General features: G+C 35.0%; 27 protein-coding genes. 8 read left to right on the top strand and 19 right to left on the bottom strand.

Going from position 1 to position 25,618, the window contains the following annotated elements:
• Positions 1-3 precede the first annotated feature (3 nt).
• Both CLV90_RS12675 and CLV90_RS12670 read left to right on the top strand, forming a co-directional pair.
• The gene (locus CLV90_RS12675; RefSeq protein WP_133687835.1) at positions 4-774 is read left to right on the top strand and encodes an SDR family NAD(P)-dependent oxidoreductase; all 771 of its coding nucleotides are present in this window, start codon (positions 4-6) and stop codon (positions 772-774) included.
• A 79-nt stretch (positions 775-853) separates the two neighbouring features.
• Entirely contained in the window at positions 854-1,288 is a 435-nt protein-coding gene (locus CLV90_RS12670; protein ID WP_133687834.1) for an RbsD/FucU domain-containing protein, read from the top strand.
• Positions 1,289-1,321: 33 nt separating this feature from the next.
• Here the strand turns inward: CLV90_RS12670 and CLV90_RS12665 are convergent, their stop codons facing one another.
• Positions 1,322-1,876 carry an NUDIX hydrolase gene (locus tag CLV90_RS12665; RefSeq protein WP_133687833.1) on the bottom strand — a complete coding sequence of 185 codons (555 nt, stop codon included), beginning with the start codon at positions 1,874-1,876 and terminating at the stop codon, positions 1,322-1,324.
• A 42-nt stretch (positions 1,877-1,918) separates the two neighbouring features.
• On the bottom strand, positions 1,919-3,007 hold the full coding sequence (locus tag CLV90_RS12660) for a M42 family metallopeptidase (RefSeq protein WP_133687832.1): 1,089 nt from the start codon (positions 3,005-3,007) through the stop codon (positions 1,919-1,921).
• Positions 3,008-3,111: 104 nt separating this feature from the next.
• On the opposite strand from CLV90_RS12660, the gene CLV90_RS12655 reads away from it, so the two are divergent.
• Positions 3,112-3,804 carry a DUF4294 domain-containing protein gene (locus tag CLV90_RS12655; RefSeq protein WP_133687831.1) on the top strand — a complete coding sequence of 231 codons (693 nt, stop codon included), beginning with the start codon at positions 3,112-3,114 and terminating at the stop codon, positions 3,802-3,804.
• On the opposite strand, the gene CLV90_RS12650 is transcribed toward CLV90_RS12655, so the two are convergent.
• The 10 genes from CLV90_RS12650 to CLV90_RS12605 form a co-directional block, all read right to left on the bottom strand.
• Positions 3,801-4,040 carry a DUF6095 family protein gene (locus CLV90_RS12650; RefSeq protein WP_133687830.1) on the bottom strand — a complete coding sequence of 80 codons (240 nt, stop codon included), beginning with the start codon at positions 4,038-4,040 and terminating at the stop codon, positions 3,801-3,803. The genes CLV90_RS12655 and CLV90_RS12650 overlap by 4 nt on opposite strands.
• On the bottom strand, positions 4,027-4,947 hold the full coding sequence (locus CLV90_RS12645; protein WP_133687829.1) for a DUF4249 family protein: 921 nt from the start codon (positions 4,945-4,947) through the stop codon (positions 4,027-4,029). The genes CLV90_RS12650 and CLV90_RS12645 overlap by 14 nt, the downstream gene beginning before the upstream one ends.
• A 3-nt stretch (positions 4,948-4,950) precedes the next feature.
• Positions 4,951-7,350 (bottom strand): TonB-dependent receptor, encoded by a 2,400-nt coding sequence (locus CLV90_RS12640; RefSeq protein ID WP_133687828.1) that lies wholly within the window; start codon positions 7,348-7,350, stop codon positions 4,951-4,953.
• Positions 7,351-7,547: 197 nt separating this feature from the next.
• Positions 7,548-9,764, bottom strand: coding sequence for an NADP-dependent isocitrate dehydrogenase (locus CLV90_RS12635; protein ID WP_133687827.1), 2,217 nt, complete (start codon positions 9,762-9,764; stop codon positions 7,548-7,550).
• 595 nt (positions 9,765-10,359) lie between these two features.
• Positions 10,360-10,710, bottom strand: a complete 351-nt coding sequence (rplS, locus tag CLV90_RS12630; protein ID WP_133687826.1) for a 50S ribosomal protein L19 — start codon at positions 10,708-10,710, stop codon at positions 10,360-10,362.
• A 136-nt stretch (positions 10,711-10,846) separates the two neighbouring features.
• On the bottom strand, positions 10,847-11,521 hold the full coding sequence (trmD, locus tag CLV90_RS12625) for a tRNA (guanosine(37)-N1)-methyltransferase TrmD (RefSeq protein WP_133687825.1): 675 nt from the start codon (positions 11,519-11,521) through the stop codon (positions 10,847-10,849).
• A 16-nt stretch (positions 11,522-11,537) separates the two neighbouring features.
• Positions 11,538-11,981 carry a GNAT family N-acetyltransferase gene (locus CLV90_RS12620; RefSeq protein WP_133687824.1) on the bottom strand — a complete coding sequence of 148 codons (444 nt, stop codon included), beginning with the start codon at positions 11,979-11,981 and terminating at the stop codon, positions 11,538-11,540.
• Between the two features lie 32 nt (positions 11,982-12,013).
• Positions 12,014-12,637 (bottom strand): tRNA (guanine-N1)-methyltransferase, encoded by a 624-nt coding sequence (locus tag CLV90_RS12615; RefSeq protein WP_133687823.1) that lies wholly within the window; start codon positions 12,635-12,637, stop codon positions 12,014-12,016.
• Between the two features lie 144 nt (positions 12,638-12,781).
• Positions 12,782-14,230, bottom strand: coding sequence for a glyceraldehyde-3-phosphate dehydrogenase (locus CLV90_RS12610; RefSeq protein WP_133687822.1), 1,449 nt, complete (start codon positions 14,228-14,230; stop codon positions 12,782-12,784).
• A gap of 115 nt (positions 14,231-14,345) precedes the next feature.
• A complete protein-coding gene (locus tag CLV90_RS12605; RefSeq protein ID WP_133687821.1) occupies positions 14,346-15,737 on the bottom strand; it encodes a S1C family serine protease in 1,392 nt (463 codons plus the stop codon).
• Positions 15,738-15,863: 126 nt separating this feature from the next.
• Here CLV90_RS12605 and dapF point away from each other — a divergent pair, with 126 nt between their 5' ends.
• The 4 genes from dapF (at position 15,864) to CLV90_RS12585 (ending at position 18,977) form a co-directional block, all read left to right on the top strand.
• Positions 15,864-16,640 carry a diaminopimelate epimerase gene (dapF, locus tag CLV90_RS12600; RefSeq protein ID WP_133687820.1) on the top strand — a complete coding sequence of 259 codons (777 nt, stop codon included), beginning with the start codon at positions 15,864-15,866 and terminating at the stop codon, positions 16,638-16,640.
• Positions 16,634-17,158: a GNAT family N-acetyltransferase gene (locus CLV90_RS12595; RefSeq protein ID WP_133687819.1), complete on the top strand. Its 525-nt coding sequence runs from the start codon at positions 16,634-16,636 to the stop codon at positions 17,156-17,158. Before dapF ends, CLV90_RS12595 begins: the two co-directional genes overlap by 7 nt.
• Positions 17,158-18,201 (top strand): endolytic transglycosylase MltG, encoded by a 1,044-nt coding sequence (gene mltG / locus CLV90_RS12590; protein ID WP_133687818.1) that lies wholly within the window; start codon positions 17,158-17,160, stop codon positions 18,199-18,201. The genes CLV90_RS12595 and mltG overlap by 1 nt, the downstream gene beginning before the upstream one ends.
• 146 nt (positions 18,202-18,347) lie before the next feature.
• On the top strand, positions 18,348-18,977 hold the full coding sequence (locus CLV90_RS12585; RefSeq protein ID WP_133687817.1) for a hypothetical protein: 630 nt from the start codon (positions 18,348-18,350) through the stop codon (positions 18,975-18,977).
• Positions 18,978-19,033: 56 nt separating this feature from the next.
• Here CLV90_RS12585 and CLV90_RS12580 read toward each other — a convergent pair whose 3' ends face one another.
• The 3 genes from CLV90_RS12580 to dnaA all read right to left on the bottom strand — a co-directional run bounded on the left by CLV90_RS12580 (position 19,034) and on the right by dnaA (position 21,742).
• Positions 19,034-19,756 carry an SAM-dependent methyltransferase gene (locus tag CLV90_RS12580; protein WP_133687816.1) on the bottom strand — a complete coding sequence of 241 codons (723 nt, stop codon included), beginning with the start codon at positions 19,754-19,756 and terminating at the stop codon, positions 19,034-19,036.
• Between the two features lie 90 nt (positions 19,757-19,846).
• Positions 19,847-20,305 (bottom strand): low molecular weight protein-tyrosine-phosphatase, encoded by a 459-nt coding sequence (locus CLV90_RS12575; protein ID WP_133687815.1) that lies wholly within the window; start codon positions 20,303-20,305, stop codon positions 19,847-19,849.
• 12 nt (positions 20,306-20,317) lie between these two features.
• Positions 20,318-21,742: a chromosomal replication initiator protein DnaA gene (gene dnaA, locus CLV90_RS12570; RefSeq protein ID WP_133687814.1), complete on the bottom strand. Its 1,425-nt coding sequence runs from the start codon at positions 21,740-21,742 to the stop codon at positions 20,318-20,320.
• A 202-nt stretch (positions 21,743-21,944) separates the two neighbouring features.
• On the opposite strand from dnaA, the gene CLV90_RS12565 reads away from it, so the two are divergent.
• Positions 21,945-22,343, top strand: a complete 399-nt coding sequence (locus CLV90_RS12565; RefSeq protein WP_133687813.1) for an acyl-CoA thioesterase — start codon at positions 21,945-21,947, stop codon at positions 22,341-22,343.
• A 3-nt stretch (positions 22,344-22,346) separates the two neighbouring features.
• Here the strand turns inward: CLV90_RS12565 and CLV90_RS12560 are convergent, their stop codons facing one another.
• The 4 genes from CLV90_RS12560 to ribD are packed head-to-tail and all read right to left on the bottom strand — an operon-like array spanning position 22,347 to position 25,554.
• Positions 22,347-22,949, bottom strand: coding sequence for an IMPACT family protein (locus CLV90_RS12560; RefSeq protein WP_133687812.1), 603 nt, complete (start codon positions 22,947-22,949; stop codon positions 22,347-22,349).
• An 18-nt stretch (positions 22,950-22,967) separates the two neighbouring features.
• The gene (locus CLV90_RS12555) at positions 22,968-23,852 is read right to left on the bottom strand and encodes a DMT family transporter (RefSeq protein ID WP_133687811.1); all 885 of its coding nucleotides are present in this window, start codon (positions 23,850-23,852) and stop codon (positions 22,968-22,970) included.
• Positions 23,853-24,455, bottom strand: a complete 603-nt coding sequence (locus CLV90_RS12550) for an HAD family hydrolase (protein WP_133687810.1) — start codon at positions 24,453-24,455, stop codon at positions 23,853-23,855.
• Positions 24,448-25,554: a bifunctional diaminohydroxyphosphoribosylaminopyrimidine deaminase/5-amino-6-(5-phosphoribosylamino)uracil reductase RibD gene (gene ribD / locus CLV90_RS12545; protein WP_243835414.1), complete on the bottom strand. Its 1,107-nt coding sequence runs from the start codon at positions 25,552-25,554 to the stop codon at positions 24,448-24,450. Before ribD ends, CLV90_RS12550 begins: the two co-directional genes overlap by 8 nt.
• Between the last annotated feature and the right edge of the window lie 64 nt (positions 25,555-25,618).

Here is a 25,618-nt window from a genome sequence, read left to right as displayed (position 1 = left end):
ATTATGACGAACAGTAACAAATTATCTGGAAAAAATATACTTATTACTGCTGGTGCTCAAGGAATAGGAGAGGCAATTACAAAGCATTTTATTGACAGTGGTGCCAATGTTGCTATTCATTATTTTTCAAGTGCAGATACTGCAAACGAATTAGTAAAATATGCAACAGATAAGGGCTTAAAGACGATCGCCATAAGTGGAGACCTAACGAAAGAAGAAGACGCCAATGCATTAGTAAAGATAACAGTTGAAGCTTTGGGAGGTCTTAACATCTTAATCAATAATGCAGGTTCATTAGTTGCGCGTAAAATGCTTAGCGAAATGGAAACTGAATTTTGGCACAAAGTGATGGATATCAATCTTACATCAATGATGTTTGTTACAAGAGCAGCAGCACCTTATTTAGCAAAAAATGAGAATAGTAGCATTGTCAACTTGGCTTCGTTGGCAGGTCGTAAAGGAGGTCACCCAGGATCTTTAGTTTATGCTACAAGTAAAGGCGCTATTTTAACCTACACTAGGGCACTTGCTTCAGAATTAGGGCCTCAAGGCACACGTGTAAATGCTGTTGCACCAGGACTTATCTTAGGTACTTCATTTCACAATACACACACAACCAAAGAATCTGCTGCAGAAACTACAAAAGGTATTCCTATTCAACGAGCGGGTAATGCAGATGATGTTGCCAGAGCAGTTTTGTATTTAGCATCTGAATACGATGGCTTTATTACAGGAGCTACGCTTGATATCAACGGCGGAGTTTACAACATGTAGTGCCAGATAAATCTATAAAAACCCTAGTTTGCAATCTGGCAATTAGGGTTTTATTCTCATTATTCTTAAAAAAATAAATATGCTAAAGACTCCGGTTATTCATCCAACAATTATGGAAGCTCTTGGGCGTTCAGGTCATTATGCGCAAGTGGTCATTGCAGATGGTAATTTACCGGTAGGTGCTATGACCGGTCCTAATTCTACAACGGTACATTTAAATTTTCGTCCTGGATTGTTAGATGCACTTACAGTTCTAGAAGGTATTTTAGAAGTTTGTCCGGTACAAGGTGCAATTGTAATGGAGAAACCTGCAGAAGCAAACGCTGAAATTCATGATGCCTATAAAAAATTACTTGGCGATGTTATTTGGGATGAAATGGAGCGTTGGGCTTTTTATGATAAAATAAGAGACCAAAATACGACCTTAATTATACAAACAGGAGAGCAGCGTCGTTTCGCTAATTTGATTTTAACCGTTGGTGTAGTTAAGAGGGCTGAAGAATCCGGATTTTAGTTAATTCCATTTTGCTCTGCGTAAGTAATTCTTTTAAATGCTATTTAATCTATTTGATATTTCTTCTAGTATAGTTTCAAAATATGAAATGTCATGAGGTACGTATTTGTAGTTTGAAGTGTCATTTAGAGCCTTGATAAATTGTTTTATAGATTCTAGTTTTAAGGCTTCAACTTCACTATCCTGTTTTTGCAATGCGCTAAACGGTGTTTTTAGTTCGGCTATAAACGTGTGATGAAACTCATAATCTTTCAAAGTTTCAGAATGATTTTTGACGGATTTAAATATTCCTATTTTTTCTAAGTCAGAGGATGAAATTTTCAATCCTATTTCTTCTTGTACTTCACGCACCGCTGAAGTTAGTATTGATTCGCCTGCTCCAATGTGACCTGCAACGGAAACATCCCACAATAGCGGGTATATATTTTTTTCTTTACCGCGTTGCTGCAGTAAAATTTCTCCATCCGAAGTATACAACCAAATATGAACAGTTTGGTGAAACCATCCATTTTTATGCGCTTCAGACTTCATGGCAGTCGTATGCGTCATGTTTCCATCAGGATCTAAAATGTCAATTAATTCATCCATAAAATAAAAAAATCCCTCCGGTGAAAGAGGGATTATATAAATTTAATCGAAGTAGCTAAAAGTTTCTCCGTCTTTGATTGTTAAGAGTGTTTCGTAAATCAAACGAATTACATTTTCAACATCGTCTTTATGAACCGTTTCTACCGTTGTGTGCATGTAACGTAATGGTAGTGAAATCAATGCAGATGCAACTCCGCCATTACTGTAGGCAAAAGCATCTGTATCAGTACCTGTAGATCTAGAGGCAGCCATTCTTTGAAATGGTATCTTGTTATCTTCAGCTGTTTTGATGATACGTTCGCGCAATTTGTTTTGAACTGCAGGAGCATAAGAAATAACAGGACCTGCACCAATTTCAGTATGTCCTTGTACCTCTTTTTTAATCATTGGTGTTGTGGTATCATGACAAACATCTGTTACTATTGCTACGTTAGGTTTTATAGTTTGTGTAATCATTTCTGCACCACGTAAACCTATTTCTTCCTGTACAGAATTAGTGATGTAAAGTCCGAATGGCAATTTCACCTTGTTCTCATGTAATAAACGTGCAACTTCAGCAATCATAAAACCGCCAGCTCTGTTGTCTATTGCTCTACAAACATATTTATTCTTGTTCAAAATTTGAAACTCATCTGGGTAAGTAATTACACAACCAACGTGAACCCCAAGTTTTTCTACTTCTTCCTTATTTGTTGCACCAACATCAACCGTAATATTTTCAATTTTTGGTGTCTCTTCCTTATCTCCCTTACGTGTATGAATTGCGGGCCAGCCAAATATACCTTTTACAATTCCCTTTGTAGTATGGATATTTACCCATTTAGATGGCGCTATTTGATGATCACTACCACCATTTCTAATTACATGAATTAAACCGTTATCAGTGATATAATTTACATACCAAGAAATTTCATCAGAGTGCCCTTCAATAACAACTTTGTATTTCGCATCAGGGTTTATAACACCAACAGCAGTACCGTATGTGTCGGTAATGAACGTATCTACATAAGGTTTTAGATAGTCCATCCATATTTTTTGCCCTTCCCACTCATATCCTGTCGGGGCAGCGTTATTCAAGTATTTTTCGAAAAAGTCTTCAGACTTTTTGGTAATTATATTTTTATTAGCCATCAATGTAAATTTAGGATACAAACTTAAGAATATTAGCGTTGTATTAGTAATAACCTTCTTTAATAATCGTTAATTTTGGCAGGACTTTTGTTTAACCAATGGTAATGAAATATAATTTAATACTTCTTTTAATACTTCTTACTGGTGTTTTTACTGGTAATGCCCAAGTGGAAGAACAAGAGCTTGATTCTATTACCGAAAAAATGATCATCATTACGGGTGATTCTTTACTGCAAAGTTCTATTGCCCTAGAAGAAGCTTATGTATTTGGTAAGCTTAAATTCTCTTCTTACGACGAAAAGTTAAGATATTATATTTTACGTAGAAAAACACAAAAAGTGTATCCGTACGCAAAAATGGCGGCGGAGCGTTTGGTGGAGCTAAATGATAGTTTGGCGAACATGAAGAACAATCGTAAAAGAAAAAAATATACCAAAAAAGTACAGAAATTTATTGAAGAGGAGTTTTCTGAAGAGTTGAAAAAATTGACCCGAACCGAAGGGCAGATTTTAGTAAAACTAATTTATAGACAAACAGGTACTACTGCTTTTGATCTAGTGAAAGATTTAAGAAACGGATGGCGTGCATTTTGGTACAATACCACGGCAAAGCTTTTTAGTATTAGTATTAAAGAAGAATTTCATCCTGATTTGATTGAGGAAGATTACTTAATAGAAGATATTTTACAACGCGCTTTTTCTAAAGGTAAATTAGAACGGCAAGAAACCGTTCTTGATTACGATTATGATAAGTTGTATAATAAATGGAAAAGAACTACAAAAGTACCTAAAGATTAAGATGATTTTGGTTTTTTGCCGAACATAGAATCCATTATTGTCATAATGCCTTTAAAGCCTGTTCTAACGGCGAAGAATGCCAGAATTATGCCAACAATACAAACAGGCCAGAACAAAAAATTTTCTTGATTTTTAAATGCTTGATACAATACTATAGGCGCCGTAAACATGAGCACTACGGTTATCGCTAATTTTTTTAAACCTGTAACAAGTAAATCTTTATCAGTTCGTCTCATTCTCGGTAATTATTATACTGTCTTTGTATTCTTCTACGATAGCAAAATAACCCAAGGCAAAATTATCTGATCGTTCTACATTATCAAAAACCTCGTTATTATCGATGCCTGTAATATTTATAATATTGCCGCGTACCGTTGCTGCCGGTGTCTGAAACGGACCTTGGTCACCACCAGACTGAACGATGATTTGGTTCATGTAATTATAAAATGATTCATCTACTCCTAAAAGGCTTATATTGACCACTGAGCTTGAATCTAATTCTAAATCATTGTCATAAAAGTATGAAAACACAAAAGTTTGACCTTGGTAAAATTCATCTTCAGTTACCAGAAATTCTCCGAAATCTAAGTCTAAAAGATAAAAATCATCACTTTCGTCAGGGTCTGTAAAGGTTACGATGACCTCTGTTTCATCACCTGAAAAGAGTGTCTCATCACCTTGAACCAGCGAGTCTATTGGTACAGATTTCACATAAGTTGTGGTTGCGAAATAGCGTTCTTCATCTGTTTCAAGAATCAGCTGAAACACATCACCTTCATTAATGCTATTTACTCTAATTCGTTGGTCACTATCAAACGAGGGGTCTGGCACCCATTTGCCACTACCTGGTTCCACTTCCGCTAAGTTTGATACACCACCACCTTCTAAAATTTCTGGGGCATCTTCTCTTGGAGTTCCGTAATATATAATGGCACTTTTAATTGTCGCAACAGTGTTGTCGTCGAAGAACGAACTACTTTGAGAAACCATTATCTCTATAGGTAGATACTCTTGTGTTTCATCAACTCTAATAACTCCGTTTACGATAAGTCTAGTTTCGTTTTCTGGTAAATCAACATCAATAACGTCCTCACAAGAAATGCAAAACGCAATGGCAAATAATATCAACAAATGACGTCTCATGGCTTATAATTTAAAATTATAGGTAACAGCAGGTACGATACCGAAAATTGAGGTACGAACAGCTTCATTGACACCGGTATCATCATTTTGCCTGAAGTTAATTGAAGCTGCATTTCTTCTGTTGTAAACATTGTAAAGGCTAAATACCCATTCTCCTTTTATTTTTTTATTCTTATTCTTTCTGGGTGTTAATGTTGCGGACAAATCAAGACGATTATATGCTGGTAGTCTTTGAGTGTTTCGAAGACCATAATAGGGTACTGTTAAATCTTGAAATTGAAATTGGCCAATAGGGTAGTTGGTAGGTTGTCCGGTTTGGTAGGTGAAGTTACTACTAACACTCCATTTTTCATTAAAATCATAATTCACGAACAAAGACACATCATGCGTTTTGTCGTAAGGGGTGTTGTACCAATTGCCAAAGTTAATACCTGATTCTAAATTACTTCGACCGTCATCTGTGGTAGATGCCCTACCAGGCGTACGTTGCTCAGATTTAGATAATGTATATGCTAGCCAGCCTTGTAATTTACCCTCATTTTTGCGTAACAAAAACTCCAAACCGTAAGCGCGAGCTTCTCCGTTTAAAATTACTTGCTCAATAGCATTGTTCGCAATTAAATTAGCACCGTCAATGTAATCTATTCTATTTTGAACATCTTTATAGAACACCTCAGTTTCAACGGAGTAATCACCGTCCTTTAAATTTTTAAAGTATCCGAAGGCATATTGATCCAATAATTGTGGTTTGGTAAACGGTCCGCTTGGTGTCCAAACATCTAAAGGAGTAGGAGAGCTTGTATTTGAAAGTAGATGTAGGTATTGAGCCAGTCTTGTATAGCTAGCTTTTATTGAGCTGGTCTCATTTAAGGTGTAAGATAAAGATGCCCTTGGCTCAAAATTGCTAAAATCAGATAAAGTGGTTCCTTTACCAGGATTTATAACATCAATAGGTTCAGCCTCTTTGTAAATCAGCAAAAAAGGATCGAACTCAACAGGATTGTTATTGGCATAGACATTTAATTCATCTTGACCAAGTCTCGTAAAATGGCTAAATCGTAACCCGTAGCCAAGGCTTAAATTATCTGTAACTCGATGTTCAAAATCTACATAGGCCGCAAATTCATTAGCGTATTTTTGAGTCAGTTGCTCTTCAACAATTCCTGATTCATCATTACTAGGTTCTATTTTACCAGGATTGAATTCGTAGTATACATTATTGATACCGTAGTTTACCTGTAACTTATCTGTAGCGTAGTGTTTTAGGTCATATTTGATGTTGAAATTACGAATACCTGAATTCCAATTGAATCCAACAAAATCTAATTTCAATCCGTAATAGTAATCCGAATAAATTAGAGATAGGTTAGAGAAAAGCTTATCAGAGAACAAATGGTTCCATCTAAAGTTACCTACAGTATTCCCGTAGGTATTAACAAAGCTATCGTTTATGCCGAAAACATCTCTACCAAAATAACCGGACAGAAAAATATTATTTTTATCGTTTACTCTGTAGTTTAATTTGGTGTTAAGGTCATAGAAGTAAGCAGTATTGTCCACATCGAATAGCGGCAGAAAAAGATGAGCGTACGAAGCTCTACCGCCTATAAGAAAAGCGGCTTTATCTTTTTTTATAGGTCCTTCGATCAAAAGTCGACTCGCCACGGCCCCAATACCACCATTCATTTTAAACTCCTTACTATTTCCTTCTTTTTGAAAAATATCTAGGACAGAAGAAACTCTACCACCGTAACGTGCGGGAATTCCACCTTTATAAAGTTTTACATCTTTTATTGCATCAGGATTAAAAACAGAAAAGAATCCGAATAAGTGCGATGAGTTAAAGATGATAGCCTCATCTAATAGAATTAGATTCTGATCTGCAGAGCCACCACGAACATTAAAACCAGAAGCACCTTCACCAGCATTGGTAACACCAGGAAGCAATAAAATAGATTTAATGACATCGGCTTCACCAAGAATTACCGGTATTTTTTTGATGGTACCAACCGATAACGTATTAACGCTCATTTGTGGTTTTCTGATATCCATCTTTTCCACATTTTCGGTAACCACAACTTCTTCTAATTCTTCTGCCTCTTCGTCAAGTAAATAATCTAAACGTCTGTTTTCTGTCAACGTTATTTCTTGGAGAACATCTTTAAAGCCTAGGTAGCTAATTAAAACTTTGTATGTGCCTTCTGGTAGTGTTAAAGAATAGAAGCCATATTCATTTGTAGTTACTCCTGTACTCAATTCTGGAACAGCAATGGTAACACCAATTAGTGTTTCGTTACTACTAGATTCTGATATGGTGCCACTCAGGGTAAATTTTTGTTGTCCCCATGATGAAAATGAGAGGCATAGCAGCGATATAAGAATAATTGGTAAATATCCCTTCATCAATTTTTTTTGTAAAAATACTTAGAAATTGCTGATGCTCCTAAAACAAATTTAGCTCGATTCAGTAGATTAAACACCAAGCGGTTTTTTGAATATTCTATGATTGTATACTTGTGAACTTTTTACTTCTTCAATATGATACAAAAAAAAGCACCCTCAAAATGTATTTAGGGTGCTTTGTAACGAAGTTTATTAAGTTAAATAGAATCTAAAATACCATTTAAAGTTTTACTTGGTCTCATAGCTTTTTCGACTAGAATTGGGTCTGGTTTGTAGTAACCACCGATATCTTGTTTAGAACCTTGAGCGTCTATTAATTCAGAAAGAATCTGAGATTCATTATGATTAATTTCTGTGCTAACTTTTAAGAATATAGATTTCAATTCAGCATTGTCATCTTGCAATGCCAATGCCTCTGCCCAATATTTAGCTAAAAAGAAGTGACTACCTCTTGTATCTATTTCTTTAACCTTTCTAGAAGGAGATTTATCGTTCAGTAAAAACTTTTCAGTTGCGCTATCTAAGCTATCGCCTAGAACTTTAGCTGCTGGATTGGAATTTTTCTCACCAAAAAATTCTAATGAAACTCCTAGTGCTAAAAACTCACCTAAGGAATCCCATCTAAGATGACCTTCTTCTATAAATTGCTCTACGTGTTTTGGAGCAGAACCACCTGCACCAGTTTCAAAAAGTCCACCACCGTTCATTAAAGGAACAATAGACAACATTTTCGCGCTTGTACCTACCTCTAAAATAGGGAATAGGTCAGTTAGGTAATCACGTAATACGTTACCAGATACAGAAATAGTATCCTTTCCAGCTTTCATTCTTTTTAACGTATACTCAGTAGCCTTAATAGGAGACATTATTTGAATGTCTAAACCATTAGTATCTTCTTGAGCTAAATAAGTATTTACTTTTTTAATCAGCTCGGCATCATGTGCTCTATTTTTATCTAACCAAAATATAGTAGGGTCATTCGTAGCCTTAGCTCTTGACACAGCTAATTTTACCCAGTCTTGTATAGGAGCATCTTTTACTTGGCACATACGCCAAATATCTCCTTCGCTTACTGAATGTTCAATTAAAACATTACCACTTTCTACATCAACAACTTGAACTTTTCCGTTTTGTTTGATTTCAAAAGTCTTGTCATGTGAACCATATTCTTCAGCTTTTTGAGCCATAAGGCCAACATTTGGTACAGTACCCATAGTCGTAGGGTCAAATGCACCATGCTTTTTACAGAAATCTATCGTTGCTGAGTAAATACCAGCATAGCTGCTATCTGGTATAACAGCTTTTGTATCTTGAGCTTTACCTTCTTTATTCCACATTTGACCGGAATTTCTGATCATTGCCGGCATCGAGGCATCAATTATAATATCGCTTGGTACGTGAAGGTTGGTAATACCTTTATCGGAATTTACCATAGCCAAATCAGGTCCGTTCATTAATGCGGCATCTAAATCTTTAGTGATAGCATCTTTTTCGCTTGCAGGAAGCACTTCAATTTTCTGATATAAACTAGCTAAACCGTCATTAGGGCTAATACCTAATTTATCGAAAGTGCCAGCATACTTTTCAAAAACAGATTTTAAGAAAGTTTCTACAACATGCCCAAAGATTATTGGATCAGAAACTTTCATCATTGTAGCTTTTAAGTGCACAGAAAATAGAACACCTTTATCTTTAGCATCTTTTATTTCTTTCTTCAAGAAATCAAGTAAAGCTGTTTTGCTCATTACCGTAGCATCGATAATTTCGCCTTTAAGCAAAGCCAAGTTGTCTTTTAAGATGCTTTCAGAACCTTCTGAGACTAATTTAATTTGTACAGATGTAGCATTGTTCAAAGTCAATGATTTTTCATTGGCTTGAAAATCACCATCACCCATTGTTGCTACATGAGTTTTTGAGCTAGAGCTCCAAGCACCCATGCTGTGCGGATTTTGTTTTGCGTAATTTTTTACAGCTCTAGGTGCTCTACGGTCAGAGTTGCCTTCGCGTAATACCGGGTTTACTGCACTACCTTTTATTTTATCATATTTTGCCTTGATCTCTTTTTCCTTATCGTTCTTAGGCTCATCTGGGTAGCTAGGTAATTTATAACCTTTAGATTGTAATTCTTTTATAGCTTCGTTCAATTGAGGAACCGAAGCACTAATGTTAGGTAATTTGATAATATTCGCTTCTGGCTGTTTTGCCATATTGCCCAATTCTTCCAAATCGTTGGACACCTGTTGCTCTGTCGTTAAAAACTCGGGAAAAGTAGCAGCTATTCTACCAGCTAAAGAAATGTCTTTAGTTTCAATTTCAATTCCTGATGATTTAGTGAACGCCTTTACAATAGGTAAAAAAGACTCCGTTGCCAATGCAGGCGCCTCGTCTGTTTTGGTATAAAAAATTTTGGACATTTGCGGTTTGTTTTAATTTAAGCGGAACAAATATACGATTTTCTAAAAGTTTGAAAGCGGGGAGAGGTCTTAATATTTTAGGTCGCGAAGGTGGATTTGTTAAATAATAAAAGCCATATCAATGTACGCATACAATGATATGGCTTTTTAGAAATAGTTTACGGACAGTTTGTTCTAATTTTTCATTAAAACGGCAACCCTTGATTGCACCCGTTTCACTAATTCAACGTTTAAAATGCTTTTCGATTCTCAGGTACGTAACCTAACATCTACACATCATTTCTTTTTTATTGTCTTCATTGAAGATTAAAAACCTAGTATATAGATTTTTTAAAATTCACCCTCATTTAATAATCATTAAATGTATGGTCAAACAATAATACGATAGAACGTAAACTTCGTAGTGGTTTTAAATGAATTTTTCTCATTTTCATTCTTTAACCATAATGTAATTTACAAAAAAAAGTAGTTCAAACCTTATTTTTGTAAACTTTTATTAATCAACACTTTATGAACATGTATTATTAACTATTGTTCATAAAAAAAGCACCGTATCATTTTGACACGGTGCTTTGTATAATTTTAGAAGATAAATTTATCCTCTAATCTCTTTAATTCTAGCTTTTTTACCAGTTAATTCACGGAAGTAGTAAATTCTAGATCTACGTACTTTACCACGCTTGTTAACTTCAATTTTTTGAAGTGCAGGTAAGTTAATTGGGAAGATACGCTCAACACCAACAGTACCTGACATTTTACGAATTGTAAAAGTTTCAGTTGAACCAGAACCTCTACGTTGTATTACAACACCTTTAAAGAACTGAGTTCTTGTTTTTTCACCTTCCTTAATTTCGTAGTATACAGTAATTGTGTCACCAGAAGAAAATTTTGGAAAATCTTTCTTAGTTACGAACTCGTCTTGTACAAATTTTATTAATGATTCCATTGTATAGTTAATAGGAATTAAATTAAAGCAACATTCACGATTATCGTCAGAGGTTGTTCTAACAGGGTGCAAAAATAATATTTAAATTAAAACACACAAGTATTTATATTGTTTTTCTTTAAAAATCAAACTTAAGCTACTCAAGCAGGTCCGGGCGTAATTTTACGGTACGCTCGTACGCCCTATCTTCTCGCCATTCTTCGATCTTGCCAAAGTTTCCGCTTAATAGAATATCAGGTACATGCATTCCTTTATACTCAGCAGGTCTTGTATAAATCGGCGGAGCTAAGAGTCCGTCTTGAAAAGTATCCGTTAGGGCAGATGTTTCATCGTTTAATACCCCTGGTAATAATCGTATTATGGCGTCACATAATACTGCGGCACCTAATTCTCCGCCAGAAAGTACATAATCTCCAATAGATATTTCTTTAGTGATAAATGCATCTCTTACTCGCTGATCAACACCTTTATAATGACCACATAGAATGATTATATTCTCGACCATAGATAATGTGTTTGCTATTTTTTGGTTTAAGGTAGTACCGTCAGGCGTCATGTATATAACCTCGTCGTAATCGCGCTGTGCTTTTAAATCGGTTATACATTTATCTATTGGCTCTATCATAAGCACCATTCCGGCTCCGCCACCAAATTGATAATCATCGACGTTACGGTATTTCGTGTCGGTATAATCTCTAAGATTGTGAAAGTGGACTTCTACCAATCCTTTTTCAACAGCTCTTTTTAGAATAGAGGCTTCAAAGGGACTGGTAAGTAACTCGGGCAATACGGTAATAATATCTATTCGCATCTTTTATTTTGCATCATCATTTAGCCTGCCAAAAGTAATGAAAAGCGTGGTAATCTTTTGTCCATCCTAATTTCTCATATAATTTTTGAGCCGGATTGTCAATGGCGGTTTCTAGTGCGAGTCCTTTGTAATGATTCATTTTACAAAATTCTTGCGCTTTTAACAATAACTGTTCACCAATAGATTCGCCCCTGAAATTAGTATCTACAAATAAATCGTTTAGAATTAATGATTTCTCTAAACTTACAGAAGAGAACGTGTAATATAGCTGAACGAAGCCGACAGCCTTGTCATCTTCGTAAGCTGCGAAAATAATAGACTCATCTTTGGTAATTCTATCATTTAGAAATTCGGCTGCAGCATCTGGGTCTGATTTCATTTTATAGAATACTCTATACCCATCGAAAAGCGAAATAATATCGATAATATCTGTTCCTGTAATTCTACGTATACTTTTCATATCTAAAAAAAGCTCCGTTAAGGAGCTTTTAATTATTTAGTTTTCTTCTGTTTATTAATTTCGTCTTGTAGTTGCCTACTTATTTTTTGCTCGCGCTCTAAGGATCTTCTTCTATGGTCTTCATATTCAACCTCTAGTTCAGAAAGGTTTTGTTTTGCTTCTTGAGTCAAAATATTACTATTTCTAAATTTATAGATAAAGAAGCCAAGTGTTAGAAACAATGCCCCAATAATCGTCCATAGAACAAAATTATATGTTCCTTTAGAAACAGGTAGTCCTAAAAATGACATACTATCTTTTTCTTCTGTAACAGCGCCTAAATTAGTTGTCGTTTCCTCTAACTTATTATTTAAAGACGTAATTGTTGTCTCATGTTCTGCAATCGTGGCCTTAAGCTCGCCGGTTTTTTTATTCATGGCCGCTATAGAATCCAGAACATTCTCGCGAATTTTAAAAAGATTGGTTTCTTTTACTACTTCATACCTAATACCATCAGCTCTATAATTACCTGATCGCTTAGCAATAAAATCGAATTGATTGCTAATAGGACCTTCGTCTAAAGACAGTTTATCGTCCTCTTCTTCAGTGTCTTGCGCAAATTGTAAGTTACTAGCCAATAGTAATGCCAGTAACAATAGTATTCTATAGAATTTCATGTAATAGATTCTTAGGTTAATTTGAATAATTTAGAGTTGACTAAAGTACTTTATAATTATCATACTATAAAAAAAAGTCAATGCTAAAAAACGTTTATTTAACTACGTAGCATATCAACAAATAGACGTTATTATTTAAAAAAATTAGTAATATGTAAAACGACGTACTTTGGCAATATACTTCGCCAAACGAATAACTTGGTGCGAATAGCCATATTCATTGTCGTACCAGATGTACAGAATAATATTTTTGCCACTTTCAGATACAATTGTCGCCATACTATCATAAATAGACGGGGCAGAAGTACCAATAATGTCAGAGGATACCAATTCTTTATCTAACGAGTATTTAATTTGCTCTACTAAATCACCTTCAAGGGCATATTTTTTAATCATGGTGTTTACACCTTCAAGAGATGTTTTTTGTTTAACATCAAGATTTAAAATAGCTAATGATCCGTTTGGTACAGGTACACGAATGGCATTAGATGTCAATTTACCTTTTAATGACGGTAATGCTTTTGTAACGGCTTGGCCGGCTCCAGTTTCTGTTATGACCATGTTAAGTGCGGCAGCACGACCTCTTCTGTATTTGCCATGCATATTATCGACCAAATTTTGATCGTTCGTGTATGCGTGAATAGTTTCTAAGTGTCCCTTATCGATTCCTAAAGTTTCTTCGATAGCTTTTAAAATAGGGGTAATGGCATTCGTTGTGCATGAAGCTGCTGAAAATATTTCAGTATCATCTGGATTATATTCTAAATGGTTTACTCCGTGAACTATATTTGCGACCTCTTTACCAGGGGCCGTTAAAAGTACTTTAGATGCTCCTTTGGCCTGTAAATGTCTTTCTAATTGTTCTTTATTTCTAAATGCGCCAGTATTATCTATAACCAAAGCATCATTAATACCATATTCGGTATAGTCAATTTCTTCTGGCATGTTTGCATAAATGACATGCACCGTGGTTCCATTAATAACTAGTTTAAGATTAGCATAATCAATCTTAACAGTACCATTGAAAATACCATGAACAGAATCTGTTTTAAGTAAACTGGCTCTTTTTTCAAGATTTTCAATGCTAGGTTTACCTCTTACCACGATAGCTCTTAATCGAAGTTGATTTCCTTTACCGGTTTTAGACATTAATTCTCTGGCAACTAATCTGCCAATGCGTCCAAAACCGTATAAAACAACATCTTTCGGTTCTATGCTTTTAAAGTCTTGCGCAGATTGTAATTTATCAATTACAAAAGATTTTACATTGTTTAAGATATTGGTGTCAGAATGGTACTCGTAAGTTAATTTACCGATATCTAATTTAGAAGGTGGTAAAAGCATATCTGAGATGGAGCGCAAAATTTCAACAGAATCAAAAATTGATATTGGTTTTTGCACGAATTCACCAGCATACTCGTGTAAATGAATGATGTCACTTACGTTTTTATCAATAACCTGATTTTTAAAAAGGACAATTTCAATAGATTTATCATACCATAAATCGCTAACAATTTTAATAAATTCAGTTGTAGCTTTTCTACGGTCTGCTTGAAATGCCAGCTCTTTTTCAAAAGTGGTTTGTGGAGCCATAATTAGTTGATTATTTTTATAATTCGCACAAAACTAGAAAAATTAACCACTTAAAATAAATATTTTTCAAAAAAAAGCCTTCGTTTTTACGAAGGCTGTATTTTTTAGTTATTTTTTATTGGAAGATTAATCGGTCTCGTTCTCCATTGGATCCTACCATAACAATAACTGTTTTTCCGTATTTAGAAATAGCGCCGAAAGCATTATAGGCGTCGTCAATATTTCCTATCTCAAAATCGTCTACCTTAACGATAACTTTTTCAGATAAACCATAACCTCTGTATCTTTCGGGTACGCCGGTGATTTTTACTCCCGATGTTGTTTTGTAAACCTTTTTATCATGCTCGGTAAGGTTCTTAACTTCTAAGCCCATTTCAGGCACAACCAATTTTTGTCTTTCTTTCAAAACTAGTGGTAAAGTAATGAGGTCTTTATCTCTATCAATAACAAAGGCTAAAGTATCGCCTGGTCTTTTTGTAGAAAGGTATCCGGTTAAATCAGGATATTTGTGCACAGTTATTTCATCGACTTTTTTAATGATATCGCCGACAACAATTCCTGCTTCCTGCGCTGCAGATTCTTCTTCTACCAATTCAATATACACGCCATCTATATTATTAATTCCTTTTTCAATAGCATCTCTAGTATCTATAGGCGCAGGGCTAATCCCCATAAATCCTTTCTGAACATTACCGTATTCTAAAATATCTTGAACAACCTTTTTGGCAATATTGCTAGGTACCGCAAAAGAATAACCTACATAAGAACCAGTTTGTGAAGTAATCGCGGTGTTTATACCCACTAAGTCACCGTTAGTATTTACCAAAGCACCACCTGAGTTTCCAGGGTTTACGGCTGCATCTGTCTGTATAAAAGACTGATTTTTTCCAAGATTTCTAGCTTTGGCACTTACAATACCTGCTGTTACCGTAGAGGTAAGATTAAAGGGATTGCCAACTGCCAAAACCCATTCTCCAATTTTTGTATGATCAGAGTCGCCAAATGCTAAATAGGGCAATTTCTCATCTGTATCAATTTTTATAAGAGCAATGTCAGAATTTGGATCAGTACCAATAAGTTCTGCTTTATATGTTCTGTTGTTATTTAACGTAACTTGTAGTTGTGTAGCTTTATTAATGACATGGTTATTGGTAACTATATATCCGTCAGAAGAAATAATTACTCCCGATCCGGTACCTACTTGTGGTACGGCACTACCGCCAGTTCCATAAAAAATATCGAATATAGTTGTTGGTCCTTTGCTAAGGGTAATATTTTTAACGTGAACCACTGCGTTTACCGTATTTTCAGCAGCACTGGTAAAGTCGACCTCATTGATTCCGGCACCTCTAGCAGACGTAGGCGTATAACTAGCGTTAATAACACCGCCATTGTTTTCTTGGCTGATGATGGTAAAATTTTCCTTCTCGAAAAAAAGTTTGTAAGCACCCAATGTAATTGCACCGGCAAAAATTGATACAAATAACAGACTTGCTATTCTTTTCATATTCATTAATGTTTTAACATATTTTACGCAAAACTACTCGTTTTTGCGCTATTTGATAAGCGTTTAACTACTTTTTAACTACCAAAGAAAACCTATTTATATACTATCTTTGGGCTTTACTAGAGGATGAAAAATATATTTTATAAATATCAAGGTACGGGAAATGATTTTGTGATGGTCGACAATCGCAATGGGCAGTTCCCGAAAGAAAATAATGCGTTAATCGCTAAAATCTGTCATAGAAGATTCGGAGTAGGTTCTGACGGACTCATTTTATTAGAAAATGACGAGACTACCGATTTTCGAATGGTTTATTTTAATGCGGATGGAAAAGAAGGAAGTATGTGCGGTAATGGGGGAAGATGCATTGTTGCCTTTGCCCATTTTCTTGAAATTATAAAAAGGGAAACCACATTTATTGCTGTAGATGGGGTACACGAAGCAACGATTATTGGTGAAGTTGTAAGTCTTAAAATGGCGGATGTGAGTGAAGTAAAAGAGAAGCCAAATGCGTTGTTTATGAATACGGGTTCGCCACATCATGTTCAAATGGTAAAAGATTTAAAGTCTTTTAATGTTGTTAAAGAAGGTGCGCGTATGCGTTATGGTATTTACGGAGAAAAAGGAAGTAATATCAATTTTGTAGAAGCCAATGCTGAAGGCGGATTTGATATTAGAACCTACGAACGCGGAGTTGAAGATGAAACCTTATCGTGTGGTACAGGTGTAACGGCAATTGCATTGAGCATGTATCATTTAGGTAATACCAAGAATAATACTATTGCTGTGAATGCACTTGGTGGTAATCTTGAGGTTACTTTTCAAGAAAATCAAGGCTCTTATAGCGATATCTATTTAAAAGGAGAAGCCAAACAAGTATTTAAAGGAGAGATGTTGTGGTAACATTAAAAGGAGAACAGATTTATTTAAGGGCTTTAGAACAAAAAGACCTGGATTTTCTGTATGCACTTGAGAATGATACGGATGTTTGGGAAGTTAGCGGTACGGTTACTCCATATTCAAAAGATGTATTACAGCTCTATCTTGATAATGCCCATCGAGATATTTATGATGTAAAACAATTGCGTTTAGTGATATGTTCGCATGAGCACCTAGCTATAGGTCTTATTGATGTTTTTGATTTTGAACCAAATCACAAGAGAGCTGGTATTGGCATAATTATTCTCAATGAAAATCAACGAAATAAAGGAGTAGGAGCAGAAGCAGTTACGTTGCTGTGCAATTACTTGTTTGAAGTTTTAGGCTTAAGGCAGGTATATGCCAATATTTTAGAAGAAAATGCACCAAGCTTACATTTATTTAAAAAGTTAGGTTTTCAAGAAGTTGGAATGAAGAAAGATTGGGTACGATTTAAGGGAATGTTTAAGAATGAAGTTTTATTACAAAAAATAAATAATTAATGAGCATCAAGCGTATATTATTAGGTGTAGTAGTTGTAGGATTAATTGGTGGCGGAATTTTTGGGTATTCGGCATATCGTACTTTTTTCACTCCCAATACTAGTTTTGACAATGATGAAGCTATAGTTTTTATACCTACCGATGCTGCAATTAGTGACTTAGAAGAACAACTGACTCCGCTTGTAAAAGATTTCAGTTCATTTGAATCTGCAGCTGATAGAAAAGGATATTTAAATAAAATCAAAGCAGGTAAATATAGGTTAAGTAATGGTATGAATAATAATGAGATAGTAAACTCATTACGAAGCGGCAATATACCTGTTAAAGTGTCTTTCAACAATCAAGAAAATTTAAATGATCTGGCAGGTAGAATTGCAAGTCAAATTGAGGCAGATAGTATCTCTTTAGTTGCAGCGTTCGGCGATAAAGATTTTATGAAAGCGAATGGTTTTGATGACGCCAATAAAATATCACTTTATATACCGAACAGTTATGAGTTCTTTTGGAACACTTCGGCAGAATCATTTAGAGCAAGAATGTTAAAGGAATATAATCGTTTCTGGACCGATACCCGTAAAGAGAAGGCTAGTGCACTTGGCTTAAAGCCTAATGAAGTAATTGCCTTGGCATCGATTGTGCATAAAGAAACGGCAAAAGTAGACGAAAGACCAACAGTTGCGGGTGTGTACTTAAATAGGCTAAGAAAAGGGATGTTGTTGCAGGCAGATCCAACAGTTATTTATGCAATTAAGAAAGAAACCGGAAATTTCGATACGATTATAAAAAGAGTGTTGTACCGTGATTTAGAGATGGATTCACCTTATAATACGTACAAGTATGCAGGTTTGCCGCCAGGCCCTATTGCAATGCCCGATATTACGGCAATAGATGCTGTTTTAAATCCTAAAAAACATAATTATTACTATTTCGTGGCTAATGTAGAAAAGTTCGGTTATCATATGTTTGCAGAGAATTTAGCGCAGCACAACCGAAATAAAGCACAGTACATCCGATGGATCAATGCTCAGAAAATCAATAGATAAACTTTCAACCGAATTTTTGAACTTCTTAACTAAATCTGTATTCTTTTAACAGAACCTTCTTAAACTCTTATAATTTCAGGTCTACCTTTGCCTCAGAAATTTAAGCAAGCAATAATAGTCGCTGTAGGTCTTAAGAAATATATGGTATGAGAAGATGGATATTAGCAAGTTGTCCTCTTATTGTGATGTTTATTTTATCTGGTTATGGCTTTAAACCCTTTACGGTTCAAGTGCCAGAGCAGTTAAAAGTAAAAAAACCTATTATGGTTTCGTTTCCTCAAGACGAAGCTCTTTTATCAAATTATCAAATCGCTCCCCCCTTTCTTGGTAGTCAATTTATAGGCTTTAAAGAAGCGTTAGCTTTTAAAGAGTCTCAAGGTAACTATTTTGTTACCAATACTTTTGGGTATTTGGGGAAATATCAATTTGGGTTGAGCACCTTAGAATTAGTTGGTGTGTATGATGGAAATCAGTTTTTAAGCAATCCTGTATTGCAAGAAAAAGTTTTTCATATAAATACATCCCGTAATAAGTGGATACTTAGAAAAGATATTAAGCGTTACGTAGGTGTACGTATGAATGGAGTAGAAGTTACAGAGTCTGGTATTCTGGCAGCCGCACATTTAGCAGGTGCAGGTAATGTAAAATTATATCTAAGATCACATGGTCGAATGGAAATTTCCGATGGTTATGGTACCAGTATTTCTAACTATATGAAAAAGTTTTCTGGTTACGATGTTTCTATGATAGAAGCAAAACGAAATCCAAGAATTTAAGAGTTTAAGTAGATATGAAAATGTGAAACCTTGGCAATTTCGTTGTCAAGGTTTTTTTATGCTTGAATAATAAAAATTGCAGGTCTTTTGTGTAGATCTACATTTTCTGTCTTCCAATTTATGGCAGTTTTGGTTTTAATATATTCTGTTGGTAAGGTAATATCGGCGGCTACACAAATGCGAGTACTAGGAGCTAGGGTTTTAATCAGCTCTTCTAACATTTTGTTATTTCTGTAAGGCGTTTCAATAAACACTTGCGATTGGTCTTCTTCTTTTGATCTACGCTCTAGATTTTTAATATATTTTTTACGATCCGCGCCATCAATAGGTAAATAACCATTAAAGGCAAAATTTTGACCGTTCATGCCACTTGCCATTAATGCCAAGAGAATTGAAGACGGCCCAACTAGGGGAATAACCTGTATATTTTTATCGTGTGCAATTTTGACTACTGCTGCACCTGGGTCTGCAATACCGGGGCAACCAGCTTCAGAAAGTATGCCTACGTCGTAACCTTCTAAACAAGGATTTAGAAAACTAGGAATCTCTGCCGCTTCGGTAAACTTGTTTAAAGCAAATAATTTTAAGCTGGGTTGCGATTTTCTAGGACTGATTTTTTTTATGAAATGTCGAGCGGTTTTTTCGTTTTCAACGATATAGTGGTCCAATTTTTCAATAGTTTGCTTTATTGAAATGGGTAAAACTTCTAATGGGGGCATATGGCCCAATGTTGTTGGTATTAAATATACCTTCCCTATTTTTCCGTTTTGTGTGCTCATTACTGTTTAGTTGATAATGGAGATTTAAATGCTCCAAGGCTTACATCATAATATAATGGTGTTCTACTACGAACGCTTCGTGTGCTTGCTTTAAGGTTTTTTATTTTCTAGTCTTTTTGCTATGCTATCGCAAGCTTGATCAATCATTTGAAAAACATGTTCAAATCCGTCTTCGGCATCATAATATGGATCTGGAACTTCTTTATCTGAAGAACCTATTTCGTTTAAAATAAGCTTCACTTTTTGGGCATCTCCTTTATTTCTTGCTAAATCAATAATATTACCATAGTTACTTTTATCCATGGCATATATGATATCAAAAAAATCAAAATCTGAAACAATAAACTTTCGGCAAATTTGCGAACTTATATCTATGCCGTATTCTTTGGCTACATTAATAGATCTTGGGTCTGGCGCTTTACCGATATGATAACCAGCTTTACCGGCAGATTCAACAAGTATTTTGGTAGTATCGACCTTACTTTTTAGGATACCTTCAGCTAATGGTGACCTACATATATTACCTAGGCATACCATCAACACTTTCATGCAACGTAAATTTTAAGAAAATTTCTTAGTTAAATCGTCTATGTATTTACGAAACTGCTTATCGGTTTCGGCAAGATTGTCAACAGTTTTGCAAGCATGTAAAACAGTAGCGTGATCTCTTTTACCGATTTGCGAACCTATACTTGCTAATGAAGCTTTGGTAAATTTTTTGGCAAAGAACATCGCTAATTGTCTTGCTTGTACAATATGCCTTTTTCTTGTTTTAGACTGTAGAGTTGCTACATCCATTTCAAAGTAATCTGATACTACTTTTTGTATGTAGTCGATAGAAACTTCTCGTTTGGTATTTTTTACGAATTTCTCAACAACCTGTTGGGCAAGTTCGATAGTAACTTCTCTTTTGTTCAAGGTAGACTGTGCAATCAAAGAAATAATAGCACCTTCTAATTCTCTAATATTTGTTTTAATATGTTTAGCTACATATTCTATGATGTCATCAGGTATTTCAACACCATCTCTATATAACTTGTTCTTTAAGATGGAGATTCTTGTTTCGTAATCAGGACTCTGCAATTCTGCAGATAATCCCCATTTAAAACGAGAAAGTAAGCGTTGTTCAATATCCTGCATATCTACAGGTGCTTTATCTGACGTAAGAATAACTTGTTTACCGTTTTGATGTAAATGGTTGAAAATATGGAAGAATACATCTTGCGTACCAGATTTACCTGATAAGAATTGTACATCGTCAATAATCAATACATCTATTAATTGGTAGAAGTGAATAAAATCATTTCGAGTATTCTTTTTAACTGACTCGATATATTGTTGCGTGAATTTCTCAGCAGAAATATAAAGTACGGTACGTTCTGGATATTTATCTTTTATTTCAACACCGATGGCATGCGCCAAGTGTGTTTTTCCAAGTCCAACACCACCGAAAACTAATAACGGATTAAAAGATGTGCCACCTGGCTTGTTGGCAACCGCCATACCGGCAGATCTTGCCAAACGGTTAGAATCACCTTCTAAAAAATTATCAAAATTATAATTAGGGTTTAACTGCGATTCTATCTTAATATTTCTAATCCCAGGAATAACAAATGGATTACGTAATTCAGGATTTTTAGATTTAATAGGAACATCCATTTCTTGAGCTGCCATGGCTCCTCTGTTTGAACTAGGAATCTTTTCGGTAAAAGGTTCTTTGTTACCGTAGGTATTTTCCATTCTAATGATATACACCAATTTTGCAGATTCACCTAATTCTTTAGTTAGGGCAACTTTCAAAAGTTTCACGTAATGTTCCTCTAGCCATTCGTAAAAAAATTTACTAGGTACTTGAATGCTTAATGCGTTCTCAGATAGCTTGACAGGTTTAATAGGTTCAAACCAAGTTTTGAATGCCTGCGGTTGGATATTATCCTTTATAAACACCAAACAGTTTTTCCAGACGGAATTTGCAGTAACACTCATAATAAAATTTTCACTTTTAATGGTTAGTGTTGAACTATAGGTGATTATAAAAAATCAATATAGGTTCTCTTTCAACTTGGACAAATATGTGAACAATTTATTGAAAAAAAAAATCGATAGTGATTGAATTTGACCTTTTTTTTTCGCATGTTCGCTTACTCTATAGGGGAGTTTTTAAATATATACTTTTTACTTCATATAAATGCGTACAAACGAAATTTCTTTTCGAATTAGATACAGTGAAACCGACCAGATGGGCGTGGTTTATCATGGCAATTATGCTCAATATTTAGAATTGGCAAGAGTTGAATGGTTAAGGTCGTTAGGTATTTCTTACAAAAGCATGGAGGAAGGCGGAATTATGCTTCCTGTAATAAGTTTGTCAATAAAATATTTAAAGCCAGCTCTGTATGACGATTTAATTACAGTGAAAGTTATTTTGACTAAAAAGCCGGCTGTTCGAATTGAATTTGACTATGAAATTTTAAATGAAGCAGGAGATTTGTTAGCGACCGCGAATACAGTTTTGGTGTTTATGGATATGAAGCGTAAAAGACCAACTAAATGTCCGCAAATACTTTTAGATAAATTGAAATATTAGAAATTAATCAATTTCCTTAATTTCTAATTTGTGATGCGCCTTTAAAAGTTTCATTGTCTTTTTGAAATCACTTTTATTGACAGACAGTAACATTTTACATTTTAAATGTAAATCTTGCGATACAATATTGAGTTGGTATTTTTTTACCAAACGCATAACAATATCCATTTCTGAGTATTCAAAAGTTACCGATAATTGCTTTTGTAAAACTTTCGTAATTATTGTAGCATTTTCTAATGCTAACTTAGCGGCTTCTTTGTAAGCACTAATTAATCCGCCGACACCTAATTTGGTTCCACCGAAAATACGAACTACGGCAACTAAGGTATTCGTGACATCAAAAGACTGCAATTGACCATAAATGGGCATACCAGCAGAGTTGTTTGGTTCACCATCATCATTATCGCGGTATGATTTTGTTTCAATTCCTATTTGCCAAGCGTAACATACGTGGTTTGCCGTGGGGTATTCTTTCTTAAGCGCTTCTATATGTTCTTTAATGGTGTCTTCATCAGAAACCGGAAAGCAATAGCCGTAAAACTTGCTCTTTCGCTCTTTGAACATAACATTTTCAGATGGTTTAGAGATTGTTTTATAAGCATCCATATATGTAATCGTAATTGTTTAAAAGAAAGTCATTAGTTGTTGACCGAAAGCTGTTAGTACAATGCTAAAGATAGCCAATCCTATTCCGAACCAGTTTTTAACCGTTAAACGCTCTCTAAACAGTATAATACCTAATAGCGTAGAGAACATTACGATTGCCACATTATTGATGGTAAAAATCGATGCACTGTTCCAAGTAGGGTGCTGTAGTGCTTTTAATAAAAAGTAGATGGAAAAATAATTAGGAATTCCCAAGCAGATACCGCCAATTATATTTTTGAAATTTACTTTTAATCGTTGTTGAGTAGATTTGAATCCGATGAAAAATAGACCGAATATACCTGCAGATGCAAAAACCGTAGCAGAAAATAACGCATATTCTTCTTCTGGCATATGTGCATCTTGAAAGTATTTTATGCTGGTATCTATAGTTCCCGATCCAAGAAAAACTAAAACAGGTAATGCGAAAGCCCATTTTTCTGCTTTTAATTTCTTTTCCTTTAACGATGTAAAATAAACAGCTAATAGGGCAAGTAAAATTCCTATAATTTCTAATACTCCAAGAGATTCTTTATAATAGAACACTCCGAATAAAACCGGAATGGTAAGCGACATTTTGGTGGCTACTGAAGCTACCGATACGCCTAATTTCTGAGAGGTAGCTGCCATCAAGTTAAATATTTGTATGAAAAGAAGACCTAGAGCGACGCTTCCCCAGAACCAACTTTTTTGTGGTATTTCATTAAGGTGTATCGGCTCTTTGTAATAGAAGATTCCTACGGTGCAGGCAACAAAGTAATTGGTAATTATGGCATATATTGTTTGAACTTGATATTTGGCATACAATTTAAAAATGACAAAAATTAAGCTTGAAAATAGAATGCTAAACGCTAAATATATCATTTAGAGATTGCTTAAAGTTTCAAGAACATCTTCCTTGCCTACTTGAAGATTCCAGCAATGTATACCTAGTTTAGACGCGGCATCTGTATTTTCTTTAGTGTCATCTAAAAAGAAGGTTTCATTTGCATTTAATTCATTTTCGTTCAAGACGAACTCATAGATATCAGCATTAGGCTTACGCATTTTCATTTCTTGAGATAGGTAGAAAACCTCAAAGCAATTTTTGAATCTATTGAAACGTTCCAGTCCCATTGATTCTTTCACTTTGTCTATATGTAGATCATTGGTATTACTTAACAAGAATAATCGGTACTGATTATCGCTTTTTAGTTTTTCAATGAATTTAAGTCTGTCCTCAGGGAAATCCAAAATAATAGAATTCCATGCGTCTTTAATTTGATCTTTGGTAGCATTGGTGAAAATAGCTTGTAATTGATTCACGAATTCATCGGACTCCATTAAGCCCATTTCATATGCTTTAAAAATGGAATCCAATTCCGGGGTCAATTCGGTGAATCCGAATTTTGCCAATTCTAAAAGAGGAGCTTGCTTATCTAGATTAATGAAGATATCTCCAAAATCAAATATGATGTTTTTAATCATTACGTATTATGGTTAGTTGGTCAGTTAAAATTTGAATTTGTTGTTGGGTATGTCCTACTATTTTTGGTGCAGCGATACCTTTTGTAAAATTGGTTGCTCCTTTAAAAATTCGAGCCTCATCCCAAAGGTTAGCATCAATAAAACTTTGCAGTGTATGTGAGCCACCTTCGATTATGACGCTTTGTATTTGTTCTTCATACATCACATTACACAGCTGTTGGGGTACATCAGCATTAAAATTGATAATTTTATAAGTTATTCCAGTTATTTCATCTTTGCGATCAGTTATTTCGGTGCAAATAATGGTTTTTTGTTTTCCGTCAAGAACATGATAATCTCTAGAAATCTTTAAGCTTCTATCTAAAACAATGCGTGTAGGTGCTTTGCCAGTCCAATCTCTTAGGTTTAATTGCGGATTATCAGCCAAGACGGTATTTGTACCTACTAAAATACCAGCCTCTTCACTGCGCCATTTGTGCACTAATTGTCGCGATTTGGTATTGGTGATCCAATAAGGCTTCTTTTCTTCTCCTCGCTTCAAAGGTTCAGGAGCAATAAATCCATCAGCTGTTTCTGCCCATTTTAAAATGATATATGGCCTTTTTTTAGTGAAAAAGGTGAGAAAGCGTTTATGGTGTTCTTCGCATTTTTTTTGAAGAATACCTACTTGAACAATGCATCCCGCAGCTACTAATTTTTTAATTCCGTTACCTGCTACTTTTTCATGCGGGTCTTTAAGACCAATAACTAGTCTAGGGATTCCCATTTTTACAATCAGGTCTGCACAAGGCGGAGTTTTACCATAGTGGGAGCAAGGTTCTAGGGTAACATAAATGGTAGATGATTTCAAAAGGGAAACATCAGAAACAGAGTTAATAGCATTTACCTCAGCATGAGAGCCACCGTAGGCACTAGTAAATCCCTCGCCAATAATTTTACCATTATGCACAATAACGGCACCTACCATTGGGTTGGGTGCAGTAGTACCTAATCCGTTCTTTGAAATTTGTATACAACGAAGCATGTAGGTATCATGGGTAGAAAGCGCATCACTTTGTAAAGACATCGAATTATTGGAATCTAGATTATTAATGGACATCAAACTTTAACATTATACGCATATCACGTATCTTCACACCTCAAAAATAGTACTTTAAAACCTA

It is taken from the genome of Maribacter spongiicola (genome assembly GCF_004364165.1).
Classification (GTDB): domain Bacteria; phylum Bacteroidota; class Bacteroidia; order Flavobacteriales; family Flavobacteriaceae; genus Maribacter; species Maribacter spongiicola.
The sequence above is the reverse complement of the archived record's forward strand: the minus strand, read 5'-3'. Positions and strand labels throughout refer to the sequence as shown.

Excerpts from the sequence above, each read along its gene's own strand:
- CLV90_RS12675 (WP_133687835.1), top strand. The coding sequence starts at position 4 with ATGACGAACAGTAACAAATTATCTGGAAAAAATATACTTATTACTGCT.
- dapF (WP_133687820.1), top strand. The coding sequence starts at position 15,864 with ATGAAAAATATATTTTATAAATATCAAGGTACGGGAAATGATTTTGTG.
- CLV90_RS12555 (WP_133687811.1), bottom strand. The coding sequence starts at position 23,852 with ATGATATATTTAGCGTTTAGCATTCTATTTTCAAGCTTAATTTTTGTC.
- CLV90_RS12640 (WP_133687828.1), bottom strand. The coding sequence starts at position 7,350 with ATGAAGGGATATTTACCAATTATTCTTATATCGCTGCTATGCCTCTCA.
- CLV90_RS12655 (WP_133687831.1), top strand. The coding sequence starts at position 3,112 with ATGAAATATAATTTAATACTTCTTTTAATACTTCTTACTGGTGTTTTT.
- CLV90_RS12660 (WP_133687832.1), bottom strand. The coding sequence starts at position 3,007 with ATGGCTAATAAAAATATAATTACCAAAAAGTCTGAAGACTTTTTCGAA.
- CLV90_RS12645 (WP_133687829.1), bottom strand. The coding sequence starts at position 4,947 with ATGAGACGTCATTTGTTGATATTATTTGCCATTGCGTTTTGCATTTCT.
- CLV90_RS12575 (WP_133687815.1), bottom strand. The coding sequence starts at position 20,305 with ATGAAAGTGTTGATGGTATGCCTAGGTAATATATGTAGGTCACCATTA.
- mltG (WP_133687818.1), top strand. The coding sequence starts at position 17,158 with ATGAGCATCAAGCGTATATTATTAGGTGTAGTAGTTGTAGGATTAATT.
- CLV90_RS12635 (WP_133687827.1), bottom strand. The coding sequence starts at position 9,764 with ATGTCCAAAATTTTTTATACCAAAACAGACGAGGCGCCTGCATTGGCA.
- CLV90_RS12585 (WP_133687817.1), top strand. The coding sequence starts at position 18,348 with ATGAGAAGATGGATATTAGCAAGTTGTCCTCTTATTGTGATGTTTATT.
- CLV90_RS12560 (WP_133687812.1), bottom strand. The coding sequence starts at position 22,949 with ATGGATGCTTATAAAACAATCTCTAAACCATCTGAAAATGTTATGTTC.
- CLV90_RS12615 (WP_133687823.1), bottom strand. The coding sequence starts at position 12,637 with ATGAAATTCTATAGAATACTATTGTTACTGGCATTACTATTGGCTAGT.
- rplS (WP_133687826.1), bottom strand. The coding sequence starts at position 10,710 with ATGGAATCATTAATAAAATTTGTACAAGACGAGTTCGTAACTAAGAAA.
- CLV90_RS12650 (WP_133687830.1), bottom strand. The coding sequence starts at position 4,040 with ATGAGACGAACTGATAAAGATTTACTTGTTACAGGTTTAAAAAAATTA.
- ribD (WP_243835414.1), bottom strand. The coding sequence starts at position 25,554 with ATGTCCATTAATAATCTAGATTCCAATAATTCGATGTCTTTACAAAGT.
- CLV90_RS12605 (WP_133687821.1), bottom strand. The coding sequence starts at position 15,737 with ATGAAAAGAATAGCAAGTCTGTTATTTGTATCAATTTTTGCCGGTGCA.
- CLV90_RS12620 (WP_133687824.1), bottom strand. The coding sequence starts at position 11,981 with ATGAAAAGTATACGTAGAATTACAGGAACAGATATTATCGATATTATT.
- trmD (WP_133687825.1), bottom strand. The coding sequence starts at position 11,521 with ATGCGAATAGATATTATTACCGTATTGCCCGAGTTACTTACCAGTCCC.
- CLV90_RS12610 (WP_133687822.1), bottom strand. The coding sequence starts at position 14,230 with ATGGCTCCACAAACCACTTTTGAAAAAGAGCTGGCATTTCAAGCAGAC.
- CLV90_RS12670 (WP_133687834.1), top strand. The coding sequence starts at position 854 with ATGCTAAAGACTCCGGTTATTCATCCAACAATTATGGAAGCTCTTGGG.
- CLV90_RS12565 (WP_133687813.1), top strand. The coding sequence starts at position 21,945 with ATGCGTACAAACGAAATTTCTTTTCGAATTAGATACAGTGAAACCGAC.
- CLV90_RS12550 (WP_133687810.1), bottom strand. The coding sequence starts at position 24,455 with ATGATTAAAAACATCATATTTGATTTTGGAGATATCTTCATTAATCTA.
- CLV90_RS12580 (WP_133687816.1), bottom strand. The coding sequence starts at position 19,756 with ATGAGCACACAAAACGGAAAAATAGGGAAGGTATATTTAATACCAACA.
- dnaA (WP_133687814.1), bottom strand. The coding sequence starts at position 21,742 with ATGAGTGTTACTGCAAATTCCGTCTGGAAAAACTGTTTGGTGTTTATA.
- CLV90_RS12665 (WP_133687833.1), bottom strand. The coding sequence starts at position 1,876 with ATGGATGAATTAATTGACATTTTAGATCCTGATGGAAACATGACGCAT.